The organism is Mesorhizobium sp. J428, from assembly GCF_024699925.1.
Classification (GTDB): domain Bacteria; phylum Pseudomonadota; class Alphaproteobacteria; order Rhizobiales; family Rhizobiaceae; genus Mesorhizobium_A.
Genome location: NZ_JAJOMX010000001.1, coordinates 825,858 through 847,946 on the forward strand (window position 1 = coordinate 825,858; position 22,089 = coordinate 847,946).

Annotated in this window: 25 protein-coding genes and 1 pseudogene; 5 read left to right on the top strand and 21 right to left on the bottom strand. The window is 65.9% G+C overall.

Translation table 11 applies throughout. The features are described from left to right. Positions 1–103: 103 nt before the first annotated feature. From bcsN to LRS09_RS04295, 9 genes are all read right to left on the bottom strand, one after another. The gene (bcsN, locus tag LRS09_RS04255) at positions 104–904 is read right to left on the bottom strand and encodes a cellulose biosynthesis protein BcsN (RefSeq protein WP_257804459.1); all 801 of its coding nucleotides are present in this window, start codon (positions 902–904) and stop codon (positions 104–106) included. 244 nt (positions 905–1,148) lie between these two features. After that, the gene (locus LRS09_RS04260) at positions 1,149–1,892 is read right to left on the bottom strand and encodes an SDR family NAD(P)-dependent oxidoreductase (RefSeq protein ID WP_257804460.1); all 744 of its coding nucleotides are present in this window, start codon (positions 1,890–1,892) and stop codon (positions 1,149–1,151) included. A gap of 10 nt (positions 1,893–1,902) precedes the next feature. Further along, a complete protein-coding gene (locus LRS09_RS04265; protein WP_257804461.1) occupies positions 1,903–2,622 on the bottom strand; it encodes an NAD(P)H-dependent oxidoreductase in 720 nt (239 codons plus the stop codon). A gap of 46 nt (positions 2,623–2,668) precedes the next feature. Continuing rightward, the gene (locus LRS09_RS04270; protein WP_257804462.1) at positions 2,669–3,598 is read right to left on the bottom strand and encodes a 3-keto-5-aminohexanoate cleavage protein; all 930 of its coding nucleotides are present in this window, start codon (positions 3,596–3,598) and stop codon (positions 2,669–2,671) included. Between the two features lie 25 nt (positions 3,599–3,623). Then, complete coding sequence (locus tag LRS09_RS04275; protein WP_257804463.1) at positions 3,624–4,568, bottom strand: dipeptidase; 945 nt, start codon at positions 4,566–4,568, stop codon at positions 3,624–3,626. A 25-nt stretch (positions 4,569–4,593) separates the two neighbouring features. After that, the gene (locus tag LRS09_RS04280; RefSeq protein WP_257804464.1) at positions 4,594–5,382 is read right to left on the bottom strand and encodes an HpcH/HpaI aldolase/citrate lyase family protein; all 789 of its coding nucleotides are present in this window, start codon (positions 5,380–5,382) and stop codon (positions 4,594–4,596) included. Positions 5,383–5,412: 30 nt separating this feature from the next. After that, positions 5,413–6,693, bottom strand: a complete 1,281-nt coding sequence (locus LRS09_RS04285; protein ID WP_257804465.1) for a TRAP transporter large permease — start codon at positions 6,691–6,693, stop codon at positions 5,413–5,415. Continuing rightward, a complete protein-coding gene (locus LRS09_RS04290) occupies positions 6,690–7,259 on the bottom strand; it encodes a TRAP transporter small permease (RefSeq protein WP_257804466.1) in 570 nt (189 codons plus the stop codon). The genes LRS09_RS04285 and LRS09_RS04290 overlap by 4 nt, the downstream gene beginning before the upstream one ends. A 120-nt stretch (positions 7,260–7,379) precedes the next feature. Further along, positions 7,380–8,378 carry a TRAP transporter substrate-binding protein gene (locus LRS09_RS04295; RefSeq protein WP_257804468.1) on the bottom strand — a complete coding sequence of 333 codons (999 nt, stop codon included), beginning with the start codon at positions 8,376–8,378 and terminating at the stop codon, positions 7,380–7,382. 197 nt (positions 8,379–8,575) lie between these two features. On the opposite strand from LRS09_RS04295, the gene LRS09_RS04300 reads away from it, so the two are divergent. The 3 genes from LRS09_RS04300 to LRS09_RS04310 all read left to right on the top strand — a co-directional run bounded on the left by LRS09_RS04300 (position 8,576) and on the right by LRS09_RS04310 (position 10,394). After that, positions 8,576–8,977 (top strand): hypothetical protein, encoded by a 402-nt coding sequence (locus LRS09_RS04300; protein ID WP_257804469.1) that lies wholly within the window; start codon positions 8,576–8,578, stop codon positions 8,975–8,977. Positions 8,978–9,090: 113 nt separating this feature from the next. Then, on the top strand, positions 9,091–9,492 hold the full coding sequence (locus LRS09_RS04305; RefSeq protein WP_257804470.1) for a hypothetical protein: 402 nt from the start codon (positions 9,091–9,093) through the stop codon (positions 9,490–9,492). Positions 9,493–9,599: 107 nt separating this feature from the next. Beyond that, a complete protein-coding gene (locus LRS09_RS04310; RefSeq protein WP_257804471.1) occupies positions 9,600–10,394 on the top strand; it encodes an IclR family transcriptional regulator in 795 nt (264 codons plus the stop codon). Between the two features lie 12 nt (positions 10,395–10,406). On the opposite strand, the gene LRS09_RS04315 is transcribed toward LRS09_RS04310, so the two are convergent. From LRS09_RS04315 to LRS09_RS04355, 9 genes and pseudogenes are all read right to left on the bottom strand, one after another. After that, complete coding sequence (locus LRS09_RS04315) at positions 10,407–11,543, bottom strand: alpha-D-ribose 1-methylphosphonate 5-triphosphate diphosphatase (RefSeq protein ID WP_257804473.1); 1,137 nt, start codon at positions 11,541–11,543, stop codon at positions 10,407–10,409. A gap of 115 nt (positions 11,544–11,658) precedes the next feature. After that, a complete protein-coding gene (phnE, locus tag LRS09_RS04320; protein WP_257810116.1) occupies positions 11,659–13,185 on the bottom strand; it encodes a phosphonate ABC transporter, permease protein PhnE in 1,527 nt (508 codons plus the stop codon). After that, entirely contained in the window at positions 13,182–14,165 is a 984-nt protein-coding gene (gene phnE / locus LRS09_RS04325; protein ID WP_257804474.1) for a phosphonate ABC transporter, permease protein PhnE, read from the bottom strand. The genes phnE (LRS09_RS04320) and phnE (LRS09_RS04325) overlap by 4 nt, the downstream gene beginning before the upstream one ends. A 61-nt stretch (positions 14,166–14,226) precedes the next feature. Next, positions 14,227–15,135, bottom strand: a complete 909-nt coding sequence (gene phnD / locus LRS09_RS04330; protein WP_257804475.1) for a phosphonate ABC transporter substrate-binding protein — start codon at positions 15,133–15,135, stop codon at positions 14,227–14,229. An 88-nt stretch (positions 15,136–15,223) separates the two neighbouring features. Then, positions 15,224–16,060 carry a phosphonate ABC transporter ATP-binding protein gene (gene phnC / locus LRS09_RS04335; RefSeq protein WP_257804476.1) on the bottom strand — a complete coding sequence of 279 codons (837 nt, stop codon included), beginning with the start codon at positions 16,058–16,060 and terminating at the stop codon, positions 15,224–15,226. Positions 16,061–16,194: 134 nt separating this feature from the next. Further along, positions 16,195–16,812, bottom strand: coding sequence for a DapH/DapD/GlmU-related protein (locus LRS09_RS04340; protein WP_257804478.1), 618 nt, complete (start codon positions 16,810–16,812; stop codon positions 16,195–16,197). Continuing rightward, a complete protein-coding gene (gene phnL, locus LRS09_RS04345; RefSeq protein WP_085466377.1) occupies positions 16,812–17,516 on the bottom strand; it encodes a phosphonate C-P lyase system protein PhnL in 705 nt (234 codons plus the stop codon). The genes LRS09_RS04340 and phnL overlap by 1 nt, the downstream gene beginning before the upstream one ends. Before the next feature lies 1 nt (position 17,517). Then, the gene (gene phnK / locus LRS09_RS04350; protein WP_257810117.1) at positions 17,518–18,294 is read right to left on the bottom strand and encodes a phosphonate C-P lyase system protein PhnK; all 777 of its coding nucleotides are present in this window, start codon (positions 18,292–18,294) and stop codon (positions 17,518–17,520) included. Between the two features lie 30 nt (positions 18,295–18,324). After that, positions 18,325–19,170: pseudogene (locus LRS09_RS04355) on the bottom strand (alpha-D-ribose 1-methylphosphonate 5-phosphate C-P-lyase PhnJ); the annotation flags it as partial. Positions 19,171–19,250: 80 nt separating this feature from the next. Between LRS09_RS04355 and LRS09_RS04360 the strand changes: the two are divergent. Further along, positions 19,251–19,448: a hypothetical protein gene (locus LRS09_RS04360; protein WP_257804480.1), complete on the top strand. Its 198-nt coding sequence runs from the start codon at positions 19,251–19,253 to the stop codon at positions 19,446–19,448. 15 nt (positions 19,449–19,463) lie between these two features. After that, positions 19,464–19,895 carry a type II toxin-antitoxin system HicB family antitoxin gene (locus LRS09_RS04365; RefSeq protein WP_257810118.1) on the top strand — a complete coding sequence of 144 codons (432 nt, stop codon included), beginning with the start codon at positions 19,464–19,466 and terminating at the stop codon, positions 19,893–19,895. Between the two features lie 5 nt (positions 19,896–19,900). Here LRS09_RS04365 and LRS09_RS04370 read toward each other — a convergent pair whose 3' ends face one another. Genes LRS09_RS04370 through phnG form a run of 3 tightly spaced genes read right to left on the bottom strand, consistent with a single transcriptional unit; the run spans position 19,901 to position 22,086 of the window. Beyond that, a complete protein-coding gene (locus LRS09_RS04370; protein ID WP_257804482.1) occupies positions 19,901–21,004 on the bottom strand; it encodes a carbon-phosphorus lyase complex subunit PhnI in 1,104 nt (367 codons plus the stop codon). A gap of 3 nt (positions 21,005–21,007) precedes the next feature. Beyond that, the gene (gene phnH, locus LRS09_RS04375; RefSeq protein ID WP_257804484.1) at positions 21,008–21,619 is read right to left on the bottom strand and encodes a phosphonate C-P lyase system protein PhnH; all 612 of its coding nucleotides are present in this window, start codon (positions 21,617–21,619) and stop codon (positions 21,008–21,010) included. After that, complete coding sequence (gene phnG, locus LRS09_RS04380) at positions 21,619–22,086, bottom strand: phosphonate C-P lyase system protein PhnG (protein WP_257804486.1); 468 nt, start codon at positions 22,084–22,086, stop codon at positions 21,619–21,621. Before phnG ends, phnH begins: the two co-directional genes overlap by 1 nt. Positions 22,087–22,089 lie beyond the last annotated feature (3 nt).

Consider the following 22,089-nt stretch of genomic DNA (forward strand, 5'->3'; position numbering starts at 1 on the left):
ATCATCTAAACGTCTGCGCCACTGCAGATTGTCTTAACGCACGGCGAAACGACCGAGTTCGGTAAGTTTTCCGTTAACGGCATCGCCTCGGCCGCCGGCAATGCTATCCGCCGCTTGGCGGCGGAGGCACGATCGGCGTCGTCCCTTCGCCCGGCGGTGGCGGCACCACAGGGGCGCCGGCGGGAGGAGGCGGCACGGGCTCTGGCGCCGGCTTCGGCGGCGGCGATGCGCTCGTGCGCACGGTTCGCCGCACCGCTGGCGGCTGTGCGGGCTCCGCAACTCCGTCAACCCACGAGCCATCGGCCGGATTGACCGTCTCGCCGGTCCTGCCGAGGCGAGGATCCGGATCCGGCGCATTTCCGCACGGGTTCCAGCCGCCCGGCAGCGATGCGTTGATGGTGTAGCCGTACATCATCGCCAGTAGCGAGCGCTCGGTGGCACCGCGCTGGCAGATGCGCATTCTGACCTGGATCGACCCCTGGGGCGAGAACGGGCCGGCGTTCTTGGCGCTCGTCATGCGCTGCCAGCCATAGAGGCACATGTCGCCCGACCCGTGCGTGCCGACCGCGTAGCCGAATGGGCCGTAGCTGTTTTGCGCATATAGCGGTGACCGGCGCATCGCCACGCCCGGGAAATAGGCCCGCAGTTCACGGCCGATGTCAGACGCGGCGAGGAAAGGATCGCCCGCGCGGGACGTGCCGGAGCCCTGCCCCATGCGACCGAAGATCTGTATCCTGATCATGTTCTGCCCCGACACCGCCGTGTCGGATGCAAGCACGATCTCCTGCTGGATGGCATTGCTGTAGGTGCGCTCGATGACGCCGGTGACCGCCGGACCACCAGGCGGCGGCAGCGCGAACGCCTTTGCGGGCTCCACGCTGCCGTTCAGTGCATGACGCGTCACGGCAGGCCCGCCGCAGCCAGCCAACGCCAGAACACAGAAACTCAGCGCCGCCGCAGAGCAGATATGCCAACGCGGAAAGAACGCGAGGACCAAGACAAGCCTCGAATCATTATATGCCCTCCGGCATCGTAGATCGCCTTGTCCGCTTTGCGCGCAGATAGTGGCGCCGGCACCGGTTCATCCACAACGAGGGTTGGCGACACTGGTTCCAGGCCGACCCTACGCGGCTGCGCCGCGATAATGCTCACGTGAGCCCGCCGTCCGCCAGGATGGTGCGGCCGCTGATCCAGCGCGCGTCGTCGGAGACGAGGAAGGAGACGATGCCGGCGATGTCATCGGGCTGGCCGATCCGGCCGAGCGGCGTCGCGGCGCGGATCTGGTCGCCGCGTTCGGCGATGATCGCCGTCGTCATGTCGGTCTCGATCACGCCCGGCGCCACAGCGTTGACGGTGATGCCGCTTGGACCGAGTTCCTTCGCATAGCCTTGCACCATCGCAACAATCGCTGCCTTCGATGCGGCATAGACGGTGCTCGTCGGGATCGGGCTATAGGCGAGGCGCGAGGAGAAATGAACGATCCGCCCGCCCTGCCCCGCCATGGCGGCCGCCGCCGCTTTGGTCAGCATGATCGAGCCCAGCACGTTGGTGTCGAACATCGCCCGCACATAGGCCTCGTCGACCTGGGCCAGCGGCCGGTACGGGCCGATCCCGGCCGTATTGACCAGCGCGTCGAGTCGGCCGAAATGTCGCTGCGCCTCCTCGACCATCCTTATGGCGTCGCCGTCGACGCCGATATCGCCCTTGACCGCGAAAGCGCTGCCGCCCGAGGCCGCGATCTCGTTGACGAGCACCTCGGCCTCCGCCGTCGCCGAGCGATAGCCGATCGCGACCGCGGCGCCGTCCGCCGCGAGCCGCCGCGCCACCGCAGCGCCGATGCCCCGTGAGCCGCCGACGACCAGCACCACCTTGCCTGCAAGCTTCTCGGCCATGGCTTTCTCCTTATCTCTGCTGCCGCCAGGCGCCGTCCGGCACGAGGTCGAGCGGGTTGTCGATCTTGAGGCTGCGGTCGACCGGCTTGGCAGCCGCCTGCAGCACCCGTTCCTCCAGTGCGTCGAGATAGGCCGCGCGTCCAGCCGCATCGACGCGCGGCGCGCCATAGGCAACGAAGGGCGGCTCCAGCTCGTATCCCATATATTCGAGGCCGAGATGCTGGATCTGCCACAGCACCTGCCGTTCCAGTTCGCCATAGGCGGCGCCCGCGCCGAAGCGCGCCGTCGTGCCGCCTGACGTGAGCGACACCATCGCACGCCGGCCGCGGAAGACGCCGGTGTCGAAGCGCAGCCCGTCGGCATAGCCGAAGCCATAGGAGAAGACGCGCTCGCCCCAGCCCTTTAGGATCGCCGGCACCCCGCCCCACCAGAGCGGGAACTGCAGGATGAGGAGATCGGCATCGGCCACGCGCTTCTGTTCGCGCGCGATGTCAGGCGCATAGGTGCCATGGCGCGCCGCGTGCGCCTGCTCGGTCTGATAGTGAAAGACGTGCCGGTCGGCGACCGTCAGGAAATCGTGACGGCCGGCAACCGGATTGAACCCTTCGCCGTAAAGGTCGGAAATCACCACCTCATGCCCGGCTCGGGTCAACGCATCCCGCGCGCGGTCGCGCATCGCGGCATTGAACGACGCAGGCTCGGGGTGGGCGTAGACGATGAGGACGTTCATGGCCGGAGGAAGATCCTGGCAAGCGCTGTCATCAAACCCATCATCCTCAGAAATTCACCTTGTCTGCGCCCTTGAGCTGCAGGATGTCGCGGGCCTCGGCGGGTGTGGCGATCTCGAGGCCGAGGCCTTCGATGATCGAGCGCACCTTCGTCACCTGCTCGGCATTGGTCTTCGCCATCCGGCCCGGACCGAGCCACAGCGAATCCTCCAGCCCGACGCGCACATTGCCGCCCATCGCGGCCGCCTGCGCCGCGATCCGCATCTGGTTGGCGCCCGCCCCCAGCACCGACCACGAATAGCTGTCGCCGAACAGGCGGTCGGCCGTCCGCTTCATATGCGCCACGTCCTCCGCATGCGCCCCGATCCCGCCCAGGATGCCGAACACCGACTGCACGAAGAAGGGCGGCTTCACCAGGCCGCGGTCGACGAAATGCGCCAGCGTGTAGAGATGGCCGATGTCGTAGCACTCGATCTCGAAACGCGTGCCGTTCTCCGCACAGGTCGTCAGGATGTTCTCGATGTCGGCGAAGGTGTTCTTGAAGATGCGGTCGCGCGAGCCTTCGAGATAGGGCAGCTCCCAGTCATGCTTGAACTCCTTGAAGCGGGCGAGCATCGGGTAGAGGCCGAAGTTCATCGAGCCCATGTTGAGCGAGGCGACCTCCGGCTTGAAGGTGGCGACCGGCTGCAGCCGCTCCGCAATCGTCATGGTCGAGGCGCCGCCGGTGGTGATGTTGACCACGCAGTCGGAGCGCTGCTTGATCACCTTGAGGAACGGCTCGAAGGCAGCCGGCGACTGGTCGGGCAGGCCGTTCTTCGGATCGCGCGCATGCAGGTGCACGATCGCCGCCCCCGCCTCCGCCGCACCGATCGCCGCATCCGCGATCTCACTCGCCGTCACCGGCAGATGCTCCGACATCGACGGCGTGTGGATCGAACCCGTCACCGCGCACGTGATGATAACCTTGCGAGGGGCCATCGGCGATCTCCCTTGTCTGTCGGCGTCAGGCCGCGAGGCCCAGCAGGCCGGCGGCATTGGCCGAGGTGATCTTCCTGATGTCGGCCTTCGACACCTGATGGTCGAGGAGATCGGAAACGATCATCCGGTAGCCGTCGACCGGCTTCGGCGCCTGGGTCAGGCCGAGGTCGGAACCGAGGATCGTGCGGTCGACACCCGCCACCTCCATCATGTGGATCAGGTCCTCGGTCTCGTGCTGCTTGGCGCGGCCCGGGATGAACATGCAGATCGAGTGCTCCATATAGGCGCCCAGCTCGACCAGCCCGCGGATGTCGTCGTCCGAACAGCCGACAATGTAGCTCGGATGATTGACCATCAGCTTCCTGACGCCCCGCTTCTTCGCTTCCTCGAACAGGGCGAACAGCTCCGGCACGTTGAGATGGCCGCCCGCCAGGATCACGTCACCCTCTGCGATCAAGTCGCAGATCTGCTTGGCCTCGTCGATCAGCCTGCCGTTCGCGTCGAGGACGGTCAGCGGGATCGGCGCCAGCATCGGCTTGGCCGTCTTCGGGAACGACTTCGACGCATAGGCCTCGATGTGGTTCTTCGCCGCGAAGGTCGGGAACCAGACGATCTTGCCGCCGAGCTTGATCGAATGGTCGACGGCGTGCGGGTTGATGCCGCCCGACGCATTGTTCAGCGCGACGCCCGAGAACAGCTGCACCTTCGAATCCGGATAGATGTCCTTCAGCACGGCGCAGTGCGGCATGCCGACATAGTAGTGATCCTTGTAGAGCAGCGCCTTGAAGCCTGCTTCCTCGGCCATCCGGAACGCCTCGGTGTGCCCGAGGATGCGTGGCATCGCGGCCGGGCCGGAATGGCAGTGCAGGTCGATCGCGCCGACCAGCAGATCGGCGACCTCGGCCTTGCGCGCCGCGCTCATTTCCGGAAGCGGCACGATCATCGGATAGTCGGTGGTGGTGTCGGCCATGGTCGTTCTCCTTGCTCTTTTGCGGTCACGCGCTCTTGGCGCCGACAGCGGAAATGTCTGCGTAGGCCTTCAGCGCCGCCTGGCGCATGAAGCCCTGGTCGGACGCGACGATGAACGTCGTCGCCCCCATCTTGTGGAACCGGTTGGCATCGTCGGCATTGGCGACCATCATCGCCACCGGCTTGCCCACCTTCTTTGCCGCGGCGATGATCCTCTCGCAGGCGGCCATGATCTCCGGCGCGTCCATCGCGGGTGCGCCGAGCGCCACCGTCAGATCGCCGCGGCCGATGAAGACGCCGTCCAGCCCCTCGGTGGCGACGATTGCATCGATGTCGTCCAGCGCCTCGGGGTCCTCGATCATCGCGATGAAGGTCACGGATGCGTCCTGCGCGTCGACATGCGGCCAGACCCCGACGGCGCCGAAATTGCCGGCGCGCGTCGTGTTGGAGAAGCCGCGCCGGCCGCCGCGGAACCGGCAGGCCCGGGCGATCTCCTGCGCCTTGGCGACCGAGCTCACATGCGGCACCAGCACGCCGGTCGCGCCGTCGTCGAGCACTGCGAGAATCTTCGCGGCACTCGGCTCGGCCACCCGGACGATTCCCGCGGTGCCGGACGCCCGGGCGGCGAGCAGAGCGTGGTCGATCGTCACGCGATCCCACGGCGCGTGCTCCTCGTCGATCACCACAAACTCGAACCCGGCCTGGCCGAGGATCTCGACCGGATGGCTGGAGGGCGTCTTGACGAAGGTGCCGACGAGGGTCTCCCCGGCGACGAAGCGCTGGCGGAAACCGGTTGAAGCGGGTTGGGCAGGCATGGGCTTGGTTCCGTTGCTGTGGGTGGCCGGTCAGGGCGCCGGGGTCATGAAATTGGGCAGCCAGAGCGTCACGGCAGGCACCAGCGCGATGAGTGCGAGCAGACCGATGCAGATGAAGAACATCGGTATGACCTCCTTGCTGACAGCTCCGAGCGACTGGCCCGAGATGGCGCAGACGACGAACAGGCAGACCCCGACGGGCGGCGTGACCATGCCGATCACGACGTTCAGCGTGACCATGACGCCGAACTGGACGAGGTTCATGTCGATCACCTCGGCCACCTTGAGCAGAATCGGCATGGTGACGATCATCACCGAGATCGGCTCCAGGAACTTGCCGAGGATCAGCAGCATGATGTTGATCATCAGCAGGATCACCAGCTTGTTGTCGCTGATCGAGAGCAGCTGGTTGGCGAACGTGGTCGGCACCTGCTCGATGGTCAGCGCGAAGGCGACGATCGAGGCCATGGCCAGGATGAACAGCAGGCCGGAGGTGGCGATCGCGGTCGAGATCAGCGACTGCCAGACCTTGTCGAAGGTCAGTTCGCGGTTGAACAGGCCGACCGCAAGCGAATAGGCGACAGCGACCGCGGCCGATTCCGTGACGGTGAAGACGCCGGTCTTGACGCCGCCGACGATGATGACGGGCAGCATGAGCGCCGGGATCGCCGCCCACAGGGCCTTCCAGCGCTCGTTCCACGGCACGCGCGGCATGCTGGGATAGTCGTTGCGCACGGCCTTCCACCAAGCATAGGCGAGCAGCGACACGCCGAGGATCAGGCCCGGCACCACGCCGGCGATGAACATTTGGCCGATCGATGCGCCGGAGAGCACGCCAAACACGATCATGGTGATCGACGGCGGAATGAGCGGATCGATCACGGAGCTCATCGCCACGAGTGCTGCGCCATAGGCCTTCGGAATGCCCTGCTTGGCCATGGCCGGGATCATGAACGAGCCGATCGCGGACGCCTGCGCGATCGCGCTGCCGGAAATGCCGGCGAACAAGGTGGAGGCCAGGACGGTCACCAGCGAGAGACCGCCCTTGAAGTGCCCGACCAGCGCGTTGGCGAAGCCGATCATGCGGCCAGACAGACCGCCCGAGTTCATCAGGCTCCCGGCCAGCAGGAACAGCGGGATCGTCAGCAGCACGAACTGATCGACGCCCTGCAGCATGCGCTGAGGCAGCGCCATGACCAGCGCACCATTGCCGGTCAGATAGAGATAGAGCAGGCCGCCGGTGCCGAGCGCCAGCGAGATCGGGATGCCGAGAACGAGGAAGGTGGCGAAGATTCCGAGGAACGGGATCATGATATGCTCTCCGCGTTCACTGGAACCGAGACGGGGCGGCCGGTCGCCACGCACCATGTGTCGTAGGCGAGCCGTCCGAGGAAATGGACAAGGAGAAGCGCGCAGCCGAGCGGCACGGCGACGTAGATCCAGAACACCGGCACCCGCAATTCATCGCCGGTCAGCGACATCCAGATGAAGTCGATCGCGGGGATCATCTGAGCGCCGAAGCGGAGCGCATGGCCGATGCCGGACTGGATGATCATGTAAAGAAAGATCGTCACCGGAATCGCGGTGACGAGCCGTATCGTCATGTAGACCCACGGTGATACACGCGTTGAAAACAGGTCGAGGACGACCATCTCGCCGCGATGATAGGCGTAGCCGATGAACAGGAATGTCTGCCACAACAGGATGTAGCGGCAGAGCTCCTCGGCCCAGATCAGCGACGAGTTGAAGATGTAGCGGGCGATGACCTGCACCACCATGATCGTGACGATCACGCCCATGGAAGCGCCCGCGAGAAACTTGATGACCCGTTCATACCCGGAGAACAGGGTGGTCGGGACCGAATGTGTCGTCGTCATTCAGAGGTTCGCCTTCAACGCGGCCACACCACCTTGGACAGCATGGCCGGGACCAACGGGCGGCGGTCAACGCCGCCCGTGAGGTTATGGAGGGATAGGGGCGATCGCCCCGGGGGTGCCTCAGGCCATGCCGCGCGCGGCGGAGACGAACTCGGCGATCAGCGGATCCTTGGCGCTCCAGGTCTCGACGATCGGAGCGACCTTGGCCTGCATTTCGGCAAGATTCTCCAGTTCGTGGATCTGCACGCCCTTGGCCTTGAGTTCGTCGCGGCCGGTCAGGTCCTGAGTCTTCGTATATTCGAGCGTCGGAGCGACCGACGCACGGCCGGCCTCGCGCACCGCCTTCTGCAGTTCCTCCGGCAGTCCGTCGAACACCGCCTTGTTCATGGCGATGACGTTGTGCCACGGATAGTGGCCGGTCAGCGTGAAGTTCTTGCCGACCTCCCACAGATTCTCGCCGAGCATCGAGGAGACGTTGATCTCCACCGCGTCGATGACCTTGGTCTCGAGCGCGCCGTAGACTTCGCCGTAGGGCATGCCGACCGGCGACACACCGACGCCTTCCCAGATCGCCTTGTGCAACGGCACCGGCAGGATACGCGTCTTGAGCCCGGCGAAGTCCGGAACCGACTTTACGACCTTGGCCGCGGACAGGAAGTGGCGCTGCCCGATATCCGTGGTCTGCAAGCCGACGAGACCCGCCGGCGCGAGGTCGTCCAGCACCTTCTGGCCGATGTCGCTCATCGCGACCTTGGTAAAGTGGTCGTAGTCCTTGATCAGGAAGGGAAGCTGGTAGGCGTCGAGCGCCTGGCGTCCCGTCACCAGCGGGAACAGCACGCCGGAACAACCGCACAGTTCGTTGGTGCCGGCCATGGCCGACTCCAGGTTCTGCTTGTCCTCGCCGAGTTGGCGGTTGGGGAAGATGGTGATGTCGATCGCGCCGGGCACGAGTGCCTCGAGCGCCTTCTTGAACTCCACCGCGGCGATGTGGCCCGGATGGATCTCGTTGGCGGCATGGGCGAGACGCATCGGGATCGGTGCGGCGCGCGAGACGTGGGGCATGGCAAGCGTTACGGCCATCGCGCCTGTCGACACGATGAGCTGTCTGCGGGTCAGCATGAACGTTTCCTCCGTTTCGTTATGCAGAACGCTGTTTCGTTCAATAGTTCCTTGATCAAATGACCCTGTCAAGCGGGATCAGGCATTTTTTGCGACACGGCGCAATCGTGGCAACTGGTCTTGACAAGAACCGCTGAGACAGCTTTCTAATTTTAGATCAAGCGTTCCGTCAGACAGAACGACTAGGGAGAGAAACGATGTACGACCCGAGCGACCCAAGATCCCGCATGGCCGCAAGCGCAGCCGCCTCCAAGGCAGTCGCCCCACAGGCTTTCGCCGGTGCCGATTACGGCCTCTTCTACGAGATGGCACCACAGGTCGTCGGCGACGGCGCGAGGACGTGGCTGACCCGAGGCCAGAACTTCCTGGTCGCCCAGAGCGAGGTCGACGCGGGCGGATCTTTGCCGCGCGCCGGCCAGGCCGACGAATACGTTCTGCTGCTCCCCGACCGTGACACGCCCGCCGTCATCGAGGCCAACGGCGAGCGCGTCGAGGTCGACGGCTTCTCGCTCGTCATCCTCCCGCCGGGCGACAGCCGCATCACCCTGCCGAAGGGGGTCGTGCGACGCGGATCTTCTCGACCCGGTCGGACGACCTGAACGCGCTCTGCTCGAACGCCGAGTCCTACGCCGAGCAGCACCCGAATGTCGCGCTGCTGGAGCCCTGGCCCGATCCGGTCGGCGGCTTCCGCATTCGCGCCTACAGCCTCGACGTGCCGCCGACGCCGGGCCGTTTCGGCCGCATCTTCCGCTGCACGACTTTGATGGTGAACTATCTCGAGCCTCAGCACGGCCCGCGGGACATCACCAAGCTGTCGCCGCATCACCATGACGATTTCGAGCAGGGTTCGCTGGCCCTCGACGGCGCCTTCACACACCACCTGCGCTGGCCTTGGACCACAAACCTCAACGTCTGGCGCGATGACGAGCATGCGCTCGTCCAATCGCCTTCGCTGACTGTTATTCCGCCGCCGGCGATCCATACCTCGCGCGGCATGGAGCCGGGCCTCAACCAACTGATCGACATCTTCTCGCCGCCGCGTGTCGACTTCGCGAAGCAGGGCTGGGTGCTGAACGCGGACGAATATCCGATGCCGGCCCATCTGGCCGATTGACCGTGCGTGGTCTGTCGTCCTTCAGCGGGCTTGCTCCGCGCGGCAGGAACGATAAGTCTGGCACTGGTGCCGATGTCGTTGAGCGGCGCGGAAGGGGTAAGAACGCGGTGAAGGACGGCACGAATGGCGAGACATCACGCGGAGGGTCGATCCAGGCGGTCGAGTTCGCACTCGAGATCTTGGAATATGTGGCACGCGGCCAGACATCCGTCGGCGTGTCGGAAATGGCGCGCGCCTTCGACACCACCAAGAGCCGGATCCACCGGCACCTGCAGACCCTCGTCTCCGCCGGCTATCTGATCCGCAACGAGGAGACCGAGCGCTATTCGATCAGCGCCCGGCTGATGGCGCTCGGCCAGGCCGTCAGCGAGAGCTTCGAACTCGCCACAGCCGCCCGCGACGTCGCGCGCGAGCTGCGGGACCAGACCGGCCACGCCGTCGCCATCAGCCAGCCCGAGAACGACGGCATGCGCATCCTCCTGGTGATGCCTAGCCGGTCCAACATCGAGATATTCGTCAAGCCGGGCTCGCTGCTGGCCTACAATTCCAGTTCACAGGGCAAGATCTCGCTCGCCTTCGGCGACGAACTCGTCTTCGCGCGCGTCCTGTCCGAGCCGCTGGAAATGCGAACGCCCTATACCATCACCGACCCGGAGCAGCTCCGCCGGGAGGTCGAAGCGATTCGCAAGCGCCGCTGGGCGGTCGGTCCCAACGAATCGATGATCGGCCTCAACGCACTCGCGGCCCCGATCTTCGATGCGCTCGGCAGCTATGTCGGCTCGATCGCCATGACCGATTCGGTTCAATACATCCCCGAGACGCCGACGACCGACCAGGTTCGCCACCTCCTGGCGGCGGCCGCCAAGATCTCCGCCAATCTCGGCTTCCGACCGAGGAAGTGATCGGAAGAGAGGTCAGCTCACCCGCTGGCCGCCGCGCCAGACGGAGCGAACCGTCGGCAGCCCGTGATGGTGGCGCACGCGCACCAGGTCGGCCCGCTTCTCCAACGCGATCTCGCCTCGGTCGTCGAGCCTGACGGTGCGCGCAGGCGTGGAGGTCACCAGCGCGACGGCCTCGGGCAGGGATATCGCCCCCTCCCCCTCGGCCAGCAGAAATGCCGCATGGATCAGCGAGGAGGGGATGTAGTCCGAGGAGAGCACGTCGAGGATGCCGGCGTCGGCGAGGTCGCGGGCCGCGATGTTGCCGGAATGCGAACCGCCGCGAACGATATTCGGCGCGCCCATCAGCACGCTCATCCCCGCCTCGTGCGAGGCGCGGGCCGCTTCGAGCGAGGTCGGGAATTCCGCCAGCCGCACCCCGTCCGCGATCGCCTCGTCGACATGGGCGAGCGTCGCGTCGTCATGGCTGGCGAGGGTGACGCCTGCCGCGCGGCAATGCTCGGCGACGGCCCTGCGATGGACGGCCGAATAGCGCGCGGACTGTTCCCTGCGGGTCGCGACATAACGCTCGAACGCCTCGTCCGAGAGGCCCCGCTTGGTCTTGTAGTAGAGCGTATACTGCTCCATCGTCTGGAACTGCCGCTGGCCGGGCGCGTGATCCATCAACGAGGCGAGCCGCACGTTGCGGTCGGTCTTGAACTGTTCCAGCGCGTCGAGCACGTCGGGCGACGAGACCTCGCAGCGCAGGTGCAGCAGATGGTCCGCGCGCAGCCTGTCGTGTCCCTGCGCCGTCTCGATCGCGTCGGCCAGGAGGCGCATTTCGTGCGGATCGAAGCCGCCGTCCTCGTCCGAGCCCATGCGCAGGCAGTCGAACACGGTCGTGATGCCGGAGGCCGCGATCTGCGCATCATGTGCCTGCACCGCGGCGATCGCGTTCCAGCGTACGCCGGGCCGCGGCGAATAGTGGCCTTCGAGGTGGTCGGTATGGAGCTCGATCAGGCCCGGGACGAGGTAGTCGCCCTCCAGATCCTCGCCCGTCGTGCTCGACGCCGAAATGTCCGCGATACTGCCGTCGCGGATGAGCACCGCGCCGGGCCTCACCTCGTCGCGAAGGACGATCATGGCGTTGCGGAGAACGGCTTCCTGCGGCATGCGGGCGACTTCCCATTGCGATCGGCCCGCCGGACCTTCGGTCGCGGGTCTGCAACTGGTCGCTTAGGAGATTTGCATGACAGTTTGACGAAGGCCCGTGGGCAAGTCAGCGGGATCAGCTCGGACCGGTCGGCGGTGCGATCAGCCGCTGCCTCAGCGCGGTGGAGACGTTGTCGAAGATGAACACCACGATCAGGATCAGGATCACCATGTAGGCGACGTTCTCCCAGTCGGAATTGGTGCGGATCGCTTCCCAGAGTTTCAGGCCGATGCCGCCGGCTCCGACGGCGCCGATGATGGTTGCCGAGCGCGTGTTCGATTCCCAGAAGTAGAGCGACTGCGACAGGAACACCGGCAGCACCTGCGGCACCACGCCATAGCGCTGTACCACGGCCGGCGCCGCCCCCACCGAGCGCACGCCCTCGCGCTGCTTATCGTCGATGTTCTCCAGCGCCTCGGAATAGAGCTTTCCGAGTGTGCCGGTGTCGGTGAAAAAGATTGCCGAAATGCCGGCGAGCGGCCCCGGTCCGAAGGCGCGGGTGAAGAACAGTGCCCAGATCAGCATGTCGACCGAGCGCTGAAAGTCGAAGAAGCGCTTGGCGACCTGGTTGAGCAGCCGGTTCGGCATGATGTTGCGCGCCGCGATAAAGGCGAGCGGGAAGGCGATCAGCGAGGCAAGCACCGTGCCGGCAAAGGCCATGACGATCGTCTGCAGCAGCTTCGTCCACACGTCGAGATGCTGCCATTCGGCATTGTAGAGGATGTTGTTCCAGGCGAGCGACAGGTTGGTGCGCGACGGATCGATCCGCTCGCCCGACACGATCAGGTCGAACACCTCGCCAGCGGATTTTCCCCAGAAGGGCGAGTTGATGTCGAAGACGAAATTCGCCCAGCCGAGGAAGCGGTGGCGGATCTTCACCTCGTCGCTCTCGATCTCCGCGCGGCCGGGAACGCCGAAATAGACGATCACCTTGTCCCCCGGAGAGCGTTGGCTGGCCCAGGACGGCAGCGGCCCTTGCGCGTTGACCGCTTCATTCTGGACGATATCGAGCACCAGCGTCTCGTCGCCTCGTGTGACGGTGACCTTGTCCGGGCGGATGTCGACCGTGCCCGCGCCGCTGAAATCGACGGTCGCGCGGACGACCTCCTCCGTCGGCGAGATCGGGGCTGCCCGGACAGACGGCGCTGCCGGGCTGACCGATTCGCTCGGAACGGAGGTCTTCCCGCCGACCGGCCCAAGGAAGCTGCCCGAGGAACTCGATGCCCCGCCGCCCGAGCCGCCGGTGGACGCCGCCCCCCTTACGACCATCGCTTTCTCGCGCACCAGCCAGTCCGGATTGCCATTCGGACCCAGCGGATCGAATCGGGTGAACGTCACCTCAAGGTGATCGTCCCGCAGGTCGATATTGGGACGGATCTCGTAGGACACCCAGTCGGCGAGATAGGCGCCGGCGATGTCCCACTTCGCATTGGCGAACACGCTGCCGATGGAAAAGAACCACCAGGCGAACACAAGGTAGAGAACGAAGCCGCCGACGCCTGCCAGCGAGCTCAATTGCTTGCGTCGCGACCCTTCCAGCGCCGTCGGATAGCGGGCCGCGACGTCCCTCATGTCGGCGGTGATCTCGGTCGTCATCGTCAGGCTCCGCGGCCGAATTCGAAGGCCTGCTCGCCCACCAGGCGGCGCCGCAGCCAGGCGGAGAACTGATCCACCGCGACGATCGTGCCGAACAGGAGAAGGACGATCGCGAGTGTCTTGGCCTCGTGCGTCTGACCGATCGACAACCGCAACGCCTCGCCAATGCCGCCGCCGCCCACCGCGCCGATGATCGTCGACGCCCGCACGTTGATCTCAAAACGCAGCAGGAAATAGGAGACGAAGTTCGGCATCACCTGCGGCACGATACCGAACCAGACGCGTTCGACCCAGCTGCCACCAACCGCGCGCAGGCCCTCGTCGGGTCGCATGTCGGCATTTTCGACCACCTCGAAGAACATCTTTCCGAGCGCGCCGATCGTATGGATCGACACCGCGAGGATCGCCGGGATCGCGCCGAGCGAGAACACGGCGAGGAAGAAGCCGGCGATCACGATCTCCGGGAAGGCGCGGAGGATTTCCATGAAGCGGCGCACAAAGAAGCGCAGCCAGCGGTTGGCGACGAGGTTTCGCGCGGCGAGGAAGCACAGCAGGAAGCCGAAGAAGAACCCGATAAGGGTCGAGAGCAGCGCGATGTTGAGTGTCTCGATCATCAGGTAGACATATTCCGGGACGTAGAGCGTCTCGGTGAAGTAGGTGCGGCCTTCCGGATAATCGTATTTGAGGCTCCCGTCGTCATAGGGGGACGGCAGGTCGAACAGTGCGCGCCACACTTCCCAGCCGTCGCGCGGTATAAGCTGGCCGACGAAATCGAAGAGATGCGGAAGCCGGTCGAAGAACTTGCCGGCGTTGGATTCGTTGGCAAACCAGAGAGATCCGGCCATCGCAACGACCAGAAACACGACGCCGCCAAGCGTATAAAGGCGACGTCGCGAGGCGAGTTCACGCCAATGGCGCTCGACCAGGCTGCCGCTCTCCGACAGCATGGGCTTCGGCGCAGCCGCCGTCTCTGTGATCGCGCTCATGGGGTCCCCGCAAGAGAAACGCCGCGAGGTTTCCCCCGCGGCGTCGCCATTCATTCCAGGATCACGAGCCGATCTTGGCTTTGCGGGCGTCGATGATCGGCTGGTAGAAGTCGGTGGTGACCTCGGTGTAGCCCTTGAAGTCGCCACCCTGGATCGCCGAGAAGCAGGCCGCGTCGGTCGTCGGCAGGTTCATCATGAAATCCTTAAACTTCGACTTCATGTCGGCGTCCATGGAGGTGCGGACGACGATCGGGCCGTTCGGGATCAGCGGCGACTTCCAGATCTCGGTCAGGTCATCCATGTCGAGGATGCCCTTGTCGACCATCTTGCGCAGGTTGCCGGAGGAATAGCCCTCCGAGAACTCGCCGACGCCCGAGCCCCAGGTGGTGCCGGCATCGAAGGTGCCCTTCATCACTTCGAGGACGAGGTTCTCGTGGCCGCCGCCGAAGCCGGTCTCGGAGAAGTAATCCTTGACAGGGACGCCACCGAGATCCTTGGGCAGCGTCACCGCCGGGATCAGGTAGCCGGAGGTCGAGTCCGGATCGGCGAAGCCGAGCTTCTTGCCCTTCAGGTCGGCCAGCGTCTTGATGCCGGAGTCCTTCTTGGCAACCATGATCGAGTAGTAGCCGGTGGCGCCGTCGGTCTGAACAGTGGTCAGGATCGGCTCGACCGCGTCGGCTTTCTCGAGATAGACCTTGGCAAAGGCCGAGGCGCCGAGCTCGGCATAGTCGAGCGTGCCGCCCAGGAGGCCCTGCACGACGCCGTCGTAGTCGGCTGCCGGGAACAGCGAAACCTTTTCGACGCCAAGGACCGCCGGGAGCTTGTCGACCATGCACTGGAAGTTGCGCAGGCGGTCGGCTTCGTTCTCGCCGCCGAGGATGCCGATGCGGAATTCCTTGAGGTCTTCCGCCTGGGCCGCGTTGGCGAGCGCGCCGAGCGCGACGGCGGCCATGAGTGCTTTCCTGAACATGTCGTCTCTCCTGTTGCGAGCGGGCAGCCGCCGCGCTCCGGTCTCGGTCTGATGCTGGCCCGTCACGAGGGCGATGCGATCCCGTCGCTCACAGCCCGGCGAAGGCGGGTTCGAGCGGTCCGGCGGATTGGAATTTCCGGGGTTTTTCCGAAACGATGCTGGTGGACGTGATCTCTTCGGGAATGTCGTCCGCATCGGCGCCGTAGACGCGCGCGACGGCCTCGCGGTCGAGGTCCTCCGGCCCGCCGTCGAACACGACCTTGCCGCCGGACATGCCGATGATGCGGTCGCAATAGCTGCGAGCCGTGTCCAGCGTGTGAAGATTGGTGACGACCGTCAGCCCTTCGCGCCGGTTGATGTCGCGAAGTGCGTCCATCACGATCTTGGCGTTCAGCGGATCGAGCGAGGCGATCGGCTCGTCGGCGAGGATCACCTTCGGCTGCTGCATCAGGGCGCGCGCGATCGCGACGCGTTGCTGCTGGCCGCCCGACAGCGTGCCGGCGGCCTGCAACGCGGTCTGCGCGATGCCGAGCCGCTCCAGCGCGTTGATGGCGAGGATGCGCTCGTCACGGCTGAAGATGCTGAGCAGGTTGAGGACGGTGGAGCGATGGTTGAGCCGGCCGAGCAGCACATTGGTCAGCACGTCGAGGCGCGGCACGAGGTTGAACTGCTGGAAGATCATGGCGCAGTCGCGCTGCCAGTTGCGCAAGGGTGCGCCGCGCAGCGTCGAGACTTCCCGGCCGCCGAAATGAATCGACCCCACGGAGGGGTCGACAAGACGGTTGATCATGCGAAGCAGGGTCGACTTGCCGGCGCCGGAACGGCCGATGACGCCGACCATCTGGCCTTCCTCGATCTCGATCGTGACATTGTCGACGGCGGTGTTCCTGCCAAATCGGCGCGTCACATTGGTGATCTTCAGCATCCGCGACTTCCCCACGTGGGGATTTACCCCTTCGCATCTGCGAGAAGCGCTATGGGATCAACATGAAACCGGCGTGTCCGTTGGATGACGGTTTTGTTACGATTCACAGCGGCGCGAGCCGCTGGAACCGGGCCTCACCCGCCGTGCTTTTCCAGGAACGCCTCGGCGCTCAGAGAGCGAAAGTCCTCCAGCGCGTCGCGCAGGCGCTGGTGGTCCCAGTCCCACCAGGCGAGTGCCTGGTAGCGCCCGGCCGTCCTGCGGTCGAAGCGCTCGCGGATCGGCCTGGCGGGAACGCCGGCGACGATCGTGTAGGGCGCGACGTCCTTGGTCACCACCGCGCCGGCGCCGATCGCCGCGCCGTCGCCTACGGTCACGCCGGGCAGCACCGTCGAGCCGTGGCCGAGCCAGGTGTCGTGGCCAATCGTCACCTTGCGCGCCCGCCGCGCGGCAAAGAAATCCGCCTCGTGCTCGGCGTCCGGCCAGTAGTCGGAGGCGCGGTAGGTGAAATGGTGCAGCGTCGGCCGGTCGACCGGGTGATTGGTCGCGTTGAGCCGGACGGAGGCCGCGATGTTGGCGAACCTGCCGATCTCGGCGCACCAGACATGGCAGTCCTGCATCAGGTAGGAATAGTCGCCGATCTCGGCCTCCGCGATGCGGCAGCCTTCCGCGATCTCCGTGTAGCGGCCGAGCCTGGTGTCGCTGACCTGCGCAGAGGAATGGACGAGCGGCTCTTCGGACAGGCCCTTGGACATCAGGCGGCTTTCTTCGGTGCAAATGCGGTGACGTCGATGACATGGTCGGCGACCGCCTCGCGCACGTCCTGGTCGTGGAAGATGCCGAGCATGGCGACGCCCGCACGTTTCTTCTCGCCGATCATGTCGATGACGATCTGCCGGTTGGCCGCGTCGAGCGAGGCGGTCGGCTCGTCGAGCAGCAGGATCGGATGGTCGGTGATGAAACCGCGCGCGATGTTGACGCGCTGCTGCTCGCCGCCGGAGAAGGTGGCAGGCGGCAATTGCCACAGGCGCCCCGGCAGGTTCAGCCGTTCCAGCAGCGCACGCGCCCTGCCCCGCGCCTCCTCCCGGTCCTCGCCACGCGCCAGCAGCGGATCAGCGACCACGTCGACGGCCGAGACGCGCGGCACGGCGCGCAGGAACTGGCTAACATAGCCAATCGTGTCGCGGCGGATCGCCAGCACGGTGCGCGGTCCCGCCGCCGCCAGATCGACCAGATGGCCGTTGTGGGAGACAATCACCTGGCCGGCGTCGACGCCGTAATTACCGTAGAGCATCTTCAGGATCGAACTCTTTCCCGCACCCGACGGACCGCCGAGCACGGCGCATTCGCCCGCCTTGAGCGAGAAGGAGACATTACGCACCACGGGCAGCTCCACGCCGCCGCGCAGATGCATGACGAAGCTCTTGGCAACATCGGAGACGACGAGGGGGGTGGGCATGTCACACCTGCAAAATCGAAGAGACGAGCAATTGCGTGTAGGGCGCGCGCGGATCGTCGAGGACGCGATCGGTGAGGCCGTGTTCCACCACGACGCCGTCTTTCATCACCATCATCCGGTGCGAGAGCAGACGCGCCACCGCGAGGTCGTGCGTGACCACGACGGCCGCGAGCCTGAGATCGCTGACCAGCCCGCGCAACAGGTCCAGCAGGCGCGCCTGGACGGAGACGTCGAGCCCTCCGGTCGGCTCGTCCATGAACACCAGCCGCGGCCCGGTGACGAGGTTGCGCGCGATCTGCAGCCGCTGGCGCATGCCGCCCGAAAACGCGCGCGGCTGGTCGTCGATCCGGTCGGCGGATATCTCCACGCGGCCGAGCCAGTCGATCGCCGTCTCGCGGATGCGGCCGTAGTGCCGGTCACCAACGGCCATCAGCCGCTCGCCGACATTGGCGCCGGCCGAGACCGACATGCGCAGGCCATCGGCCGGGTTCTGGTGCACAAAGCCCCAGTCGGTGCGCATCAGGAAGCGGCGCTCCGCCTCGCTCATCCGGTAGAGGTCGCGCCACTGCCCGTCGCGCATGCGGTAGGAGACGAGGCCCGAACTCGGCGGCAGCCGCGTCGAGACGCAGTTGAGCATCGTCGTCTTGCCCGAGCCGGATTCGCCGACCACGGCCAGAACCTCGCCCGGCCACAGCTCGAACGAAACGTTCTCGCATCCCCGGCGCGCGCCGTAGGATTTTGAGAGCGAAGTGACGCGGAGCAGGGGTTCGTCGGTCACGACACAGCCTCCGCCTTTTCTCCCAGCTCGCCCACTGTACCCCTCAGCACGTCGCGTCTCGCAATGATCCGTGTCGGAGCAGACAAACATCCGTCCGCCGCGGTCGTCGAGGATCACCTCGTCGAGATAGACATGCTCCGCGCCGCAGAGCGCGCAGGGCCGGTCGAAGGTCTGCACCTCGAAGGGATGGTCCTCGAAATCGAGGCTCACGACCTCCGTAAAGGGTGGAACGGCGTAGATGCGCTTCTCGCGCCCCGCGCCGAAGAGCTGCAGCGCAGGCGACATGTGCATCTTCGGATTGTCGAATTTCGGCGTCGGCGACGGGTCCATTACATAGCGCCCCTCGACCTTGACCGGATAGGCATAGGTGGTCGCGATGCGCCCGTGCCGGGCGATGTCCTCGTAGAGCTTGACGTGCATCAGGCCGTATTCCTCGAGCGCGTGCATCTTGCGTGTCTCGGTCTCGCGCGGTTCGAGGAAGCGCAGCGGCTCGGGGATCGGCACCTGGTAAACGAGCACCTGGCCTTCGGTCAGCGGATGCTCCGGGATGCGATGCCGCGTCTGGATGATGGTCGCCTCCGCCGTCGAGGTCGTCACCGCCACATCCGCAACCTTCTGGAAGAAGGCGCGGATCGACACCGCATTGGTCGTGTCGTCTGCGCCCTGGTCAATCACCTTCAGCGTGTCGTCCGGCCCGATGATCGATGCCGTCACCTGCACGCCGCCGGTGCCCCAGCCATAGGGCATCGGCATCTCACGGCTGGCGAACGGTACCTGATAGCCCGGGATCGCGATACCCTTCAGGATCGCACGGCGGATCATCCGCTTCGTCTGCTCATCGAGATAGGCGAAGTTGTAGGTGGCAATTGCGGTCATGACACAATTCCCGGTGTCCGGAGTGCGCTTGCGGATCGCACATAATTGTGCGATCCTGCGCATGGGGTGGGGATCCGTGAATGAAGAGGGAAGCGCTTCTTCGAGAGCTGCGCGCCCTGGCGCGAAAGCAGGGAAGAACTTTCGAGGTCTTCACCGACAAGGGCAAGGGATCGCATTACCGCGTCAGATTTGGCGACCGCCTGACGACCGTCCAGTCCGGCGACCTGTCCAAGCTGATGGTCGCCAGGATCAAGAAGCAGCTCGGGATTGACGAATAGGAGCATAGAGCGATGATGGAATATGTCTTCCCTGCCTTGATCGAAGCCGATCCCGACGGTGGCTATCTGGTGACGTTTCCGGACGTGCCGGAAGCGATAACCGCTGGCGAAACCCTGGCCGAGGCCCGTTCGAACGCAGTCGAAGCGCTTGGCCTGGCGTTGCGCGGCGTGCTGACGATGGACCGTTCGCTGCCATCGACGCGCTCCACGAAGCCCGGATTGATCGACATCGCCGTCGATCCGACCACCGCTCTCAAACTCGCGGTCGTCGAGGCATTCAACGAAAGCGGGCTGACGAAGTCGGAACTTGCCCGCCGACTGGGACGAGTCGAGACCGAGGCCCGTCGCATCCTCGATCCCGATCACCCGACCAAGCTGCCCCTCCTGCAGGAAGCGCTTGCCGTTCTGGGGAAGGATATCATCGTATCGGTCAGGGGCGCCGCCTAGGATTTTCATTCCGCGGCCTCCCGGCGATCGTCCTCGAGCTGCCCCGCTTCGAATTCCGCCCGCATGCGCCTTACGAGGTCGAGTTCCGCCTGGAAGTCGACATAGTGCGGCAGCTTCAGGTGCTCGACGAAGCCGGTCGCCTGGACATTGTCCGAATGCGAGATGACGAACTCCTCGTCCTGTGCCGGCGCGACGAGGTCCTCGCCGAACTCCGCGGCGCGCAGCGCCCGGTCGCACAGCGCCATTGCCATTGCCTTGCGCTCCGACTGGCCGAACACCAGCCCGTAACCGCGCGTGAACTGCGGCGGCGCCTTGGCCGAGCCCTTGAACTGATTGACCATCTGGCACTCGGTCACGCGGATCGAACCGAGCGGGACGGGAAAGTCCAGTTCCGGCACGTCGAGCTCCAGCTCGGCCTCGCCGATCCTGATCTCGCCAACGAAGGGGTGGGTGCGCGCATAGCCGCGCTGGGTGGAGTAGGCGAGTGCGAGCAGAAAGCCCTCGTCGCCGCGCGCCAGCGCCTGCAGGCGGGCGTCGCGCTCAAGCGGGAATTCGAGCGGCTCGCGCGTGATGTCGGCGACCGGCATGCCCGCCGGCACCGCGCCATCGGCCTCGATCAGCCCCTCCTCGCCCAGCAGGTCCGAAACACGCGGCATCGGCGCAGTATCCGGCTCGCGTTGCGTGGGCTCCTCAGCCGGTGCATCACCTGCCAGTGCCGGGTCGAGCAGGCGATGCGTGTAGTCGAAGGTCGGCCCGAGAAGCTGCCCGCCCGGCAGATCCTTGTAGGTCGCCGAGACGCGCCGCTCGACCTTCATGGCCGCCGTGTCGAGAGGCCGCGTGTAGCCGAAGCACGGCAGCGTCGTGCGATAGGCGCGCACGAGGAAGATCGCCTCGATCATGTCGCCACGCGCCTGCTTCATCGCCAGCGCGGCGAGTTCGCGGTCGTAGAGCGAGCCCTCGGCCATTACGCGGTCGACCCCGAGCGCCAGTTGCTCGACGATCTGGTCGAGCCGCAGCGCCGGCACCGCGCGGTCGCCGCGCCTGCGGTCGGCCAGCAGCGAATGGGCATTTCGGATGGCGGCCTCGCCGCCTTTCACCGCGACATACATGGCTCAGCCTCCCGCCTGTCCGTCGCCGATCCGCGTCGTGCGCGGCAGGCAGACGATCTCGTCGCGCGACACCAGGATCAGGTCGACGCCGCGCGGAAACCGCGCGCCGTTCTGCCGCCACTGCGCGGTGAAATGGCGCGGCATGGGCGTCGGCGCCACGGTTGCGGTTCTCTGGATTCCCGGCCCCGCGAGCACCAGCGGCGGGCCTGCGTCGAAGCTCTCCACCTGCAGCACGATCGTGGTCGACCGGTCGGGGTAGTCCTGCGAGCCCTGCGCGAAACTCTCCAGCGCGACCAGCTCGTCCGGCGCGGCCGCGAAGGCGAAATGCGCCTCGGTCGCGATCGACGTCACCGGCGCGCCGCTGTGGAAACCGAGCCAGTTGCGCACGTCGACGTTCGACAGCTGCCGGTCGAGCCAGACCGGCGTGTCGTGGTCGCAGAGTGCCAGCGCGACCGCTCCGGCGAGCGGCGACATGGGTGCGGGAGGTAAGGTCACGGCAGAGACGGAACGGTGGCTGCCCGGCCGCGCCATCGCATCCATCACCGCGCGGAACACCGATTGCGCGTCGAAGACAGGAGCCCGGAAGCCGCCCTGGATTACGGCCGTCGTCGGCATCAGTCCTCTCCTCTCACCATGGTGAAGAAGTCGACCTTCGTGGCGGCGACCTCGGCCGCCCGGCGCGCGGCATGGGCATCGTGCTCCTGCCGCAGCGGCGAGAGGATCAGCTCCTCCAGGCGCGACCGCAGTTCCGGCTTCTGCCAGAGCGCATCGATCGTCGCGGCGATCCGGGCCTTGTCCGCGTCGCGGCCGAGTGCATAGGAATGGCCGACCTCGCCGCCTGCGAGCCGAACGGTTGCGCGCGTGACCGTCGCCTCGCCGGCGTTGAACGGCGCGCCACCGCCGCCCATCCGGCCCCGCACCGTGACGAGGCCGGTCTCCGGCCCGCGCACAGGTTCGGCCATGATGTCGAAAGCAGCGGCTGTCCAGAGGTCCGACAGCCGCGCCGCCGGGGCATGGGCGAGCACCGCCATCATCTCCCGCCGCAATTCGCTTTCGGGCCTCGCGCCCGTCTGGATGTGCATGCC

Excerpts from the sequence above, each read along its gene's own strand:
- LRS09_RS04340 (WP_257804478.1), bottom strand. The coding sequence starts at position 16,812 with ATGTCCAAGGGCCTGTCCGAAGAGCCGCTCGTCCATTCCTCTGCGCAG.
- LRS09_RS04265 (WP_257804461.1), bottom strand. The coding sequence starts at position 2,622 with ATGAACGTCCTCATCGTCTACGCCCACCCCGAGCCTGCGTCGTTCAAT.
- phnG (WP_257804486.1), bottom strand. The coding sequence starts at position 22,086 with ATGCACATCCAGACGGGCGCGAGGCCCGAAAGCGAATTGCGGCGGGAG.
- phnD (WP_257804475.1), bottom strand. The coding sequence starts at position 15,135 with ATGTTCAGGAAAGCACTCATGGCCGCCGTCGCGCTCGGCGCGCTCGCC.
- LRS09_RS04360 (WP_257804480.1), top strand. The coding sequence starts at position 19,251 with ATGAAGAGGGAAGCGCTTCTTCGAGAGCTGCGCGCCCTGGCGCGAAAG.
- LRS09_RS04295 (WP_257804468.1), bottom strand. The coding sequence starts at position 8,378 with ATGCTGACCCGCAGACAGCTCATCGTGTCGACAGGCGCGATGGCCGTA.
- LRS09_RS04370 (WP_257804482.1), bottom strand. The coding sequence starts at position 21,004 with ATGTATGTCGCGGTGAAAGGCGGCGAGGCCGCCATCCGAAATGCCCAT.
- phnC (WP_257804476.1), bottom strand. The coding sequence starts at position 16,060 with ATGCTGAAGATCACCAATGTGACGCGCCGATTTGGCAGGAACACCGCC.
- phnE (WP_257804474.1), bottom strand. The coding sequence starts at position 14,165 with ATGAGCGCGATCACAGAGACGGCGGCTGCGCCGAAGCCCATGCTGTCG.
- LRS09_RS04365 (WP_257810118.1), top strand. The coding sequence starts at position 19,464 with ATGGAATATGTCTTCCCTGCCTTGATCGAAGCCGATCCCGACGGTGGC.
- LRS09_RS04270 (WP_257804462.1), bottom strand. The coding sequence starts at position 3,598 with ATGGCCCCTCGCAAGGTTATCATCACGTGCGCGGTGACGGGTTCGATC.
- LRS09_RS04300 (WP_257804469.1), top strand. The coding sequence starts at position 8,576 with ATGTACGACCCGAGCGACCCAAGATCCCGCATGGCCGCAAGCGCAGCC.
- phnL (WP_085466377.1), bottom strand. The coding sequence starts at position 17,516 with ATGCCCACCCCCCTCGTCGTCTCCGATGTTGCCAAGAGCTTCGTCATG.
- LRS09_RS04275 (WP_257804463.1), bottom strand. The coding sequence starts at position 4,568 with ATGGCCGACACCACCACCGACTATCCGATGATCGTGCCGCTTCCGGAA.
- LRS09_RS04280 (WP_257804464.1), bottom strand. The coding sequence starts at position 5,382 with ATGCCTGCCCAACCCGCTTCAACCGGTTTCCGCCAGCGCTTCGTCGCC.
- phnH (WP_257804484.1), bottom strand. The coding sequence starts at position 21,619 with ATGCCGACGACGGCCGTAATCCAGGGCGGCTTCCGGGCTCCTGTCTTC.
- LRS09_RS04315 (WP_257804473.1), bottom strand. The coding sequence starts at position 11,543 with ATGCCGCAGGAAGCCGTTCTCCGCAACGCCATGATCGTCCTTCGCGAC.
- LRS09_RS04290 (WP_257804466.1), bottom strand. The coding sequence starts at position 7,259 with ATGACGACGACACATTCGGTCCCGACCACCCTGTTCTCCGGGTATGAA.
- LRS09_RS04260 (WP_257804460.1), bottom strand. The coding sequence starts at position 1,892 with ATGGCCGAGAAGCTTGCAGGCAAGGTGGTGCTGGTCGTCGGCGGCTCA.
- LRS09_RS04285 (WP_257804465.1), bottom strand. The coding sequence starts at position 6,693 with ATGATCCCGTTCCTCGGAATCTTCGCCACCTTCCTCGTTCTCGGCATC.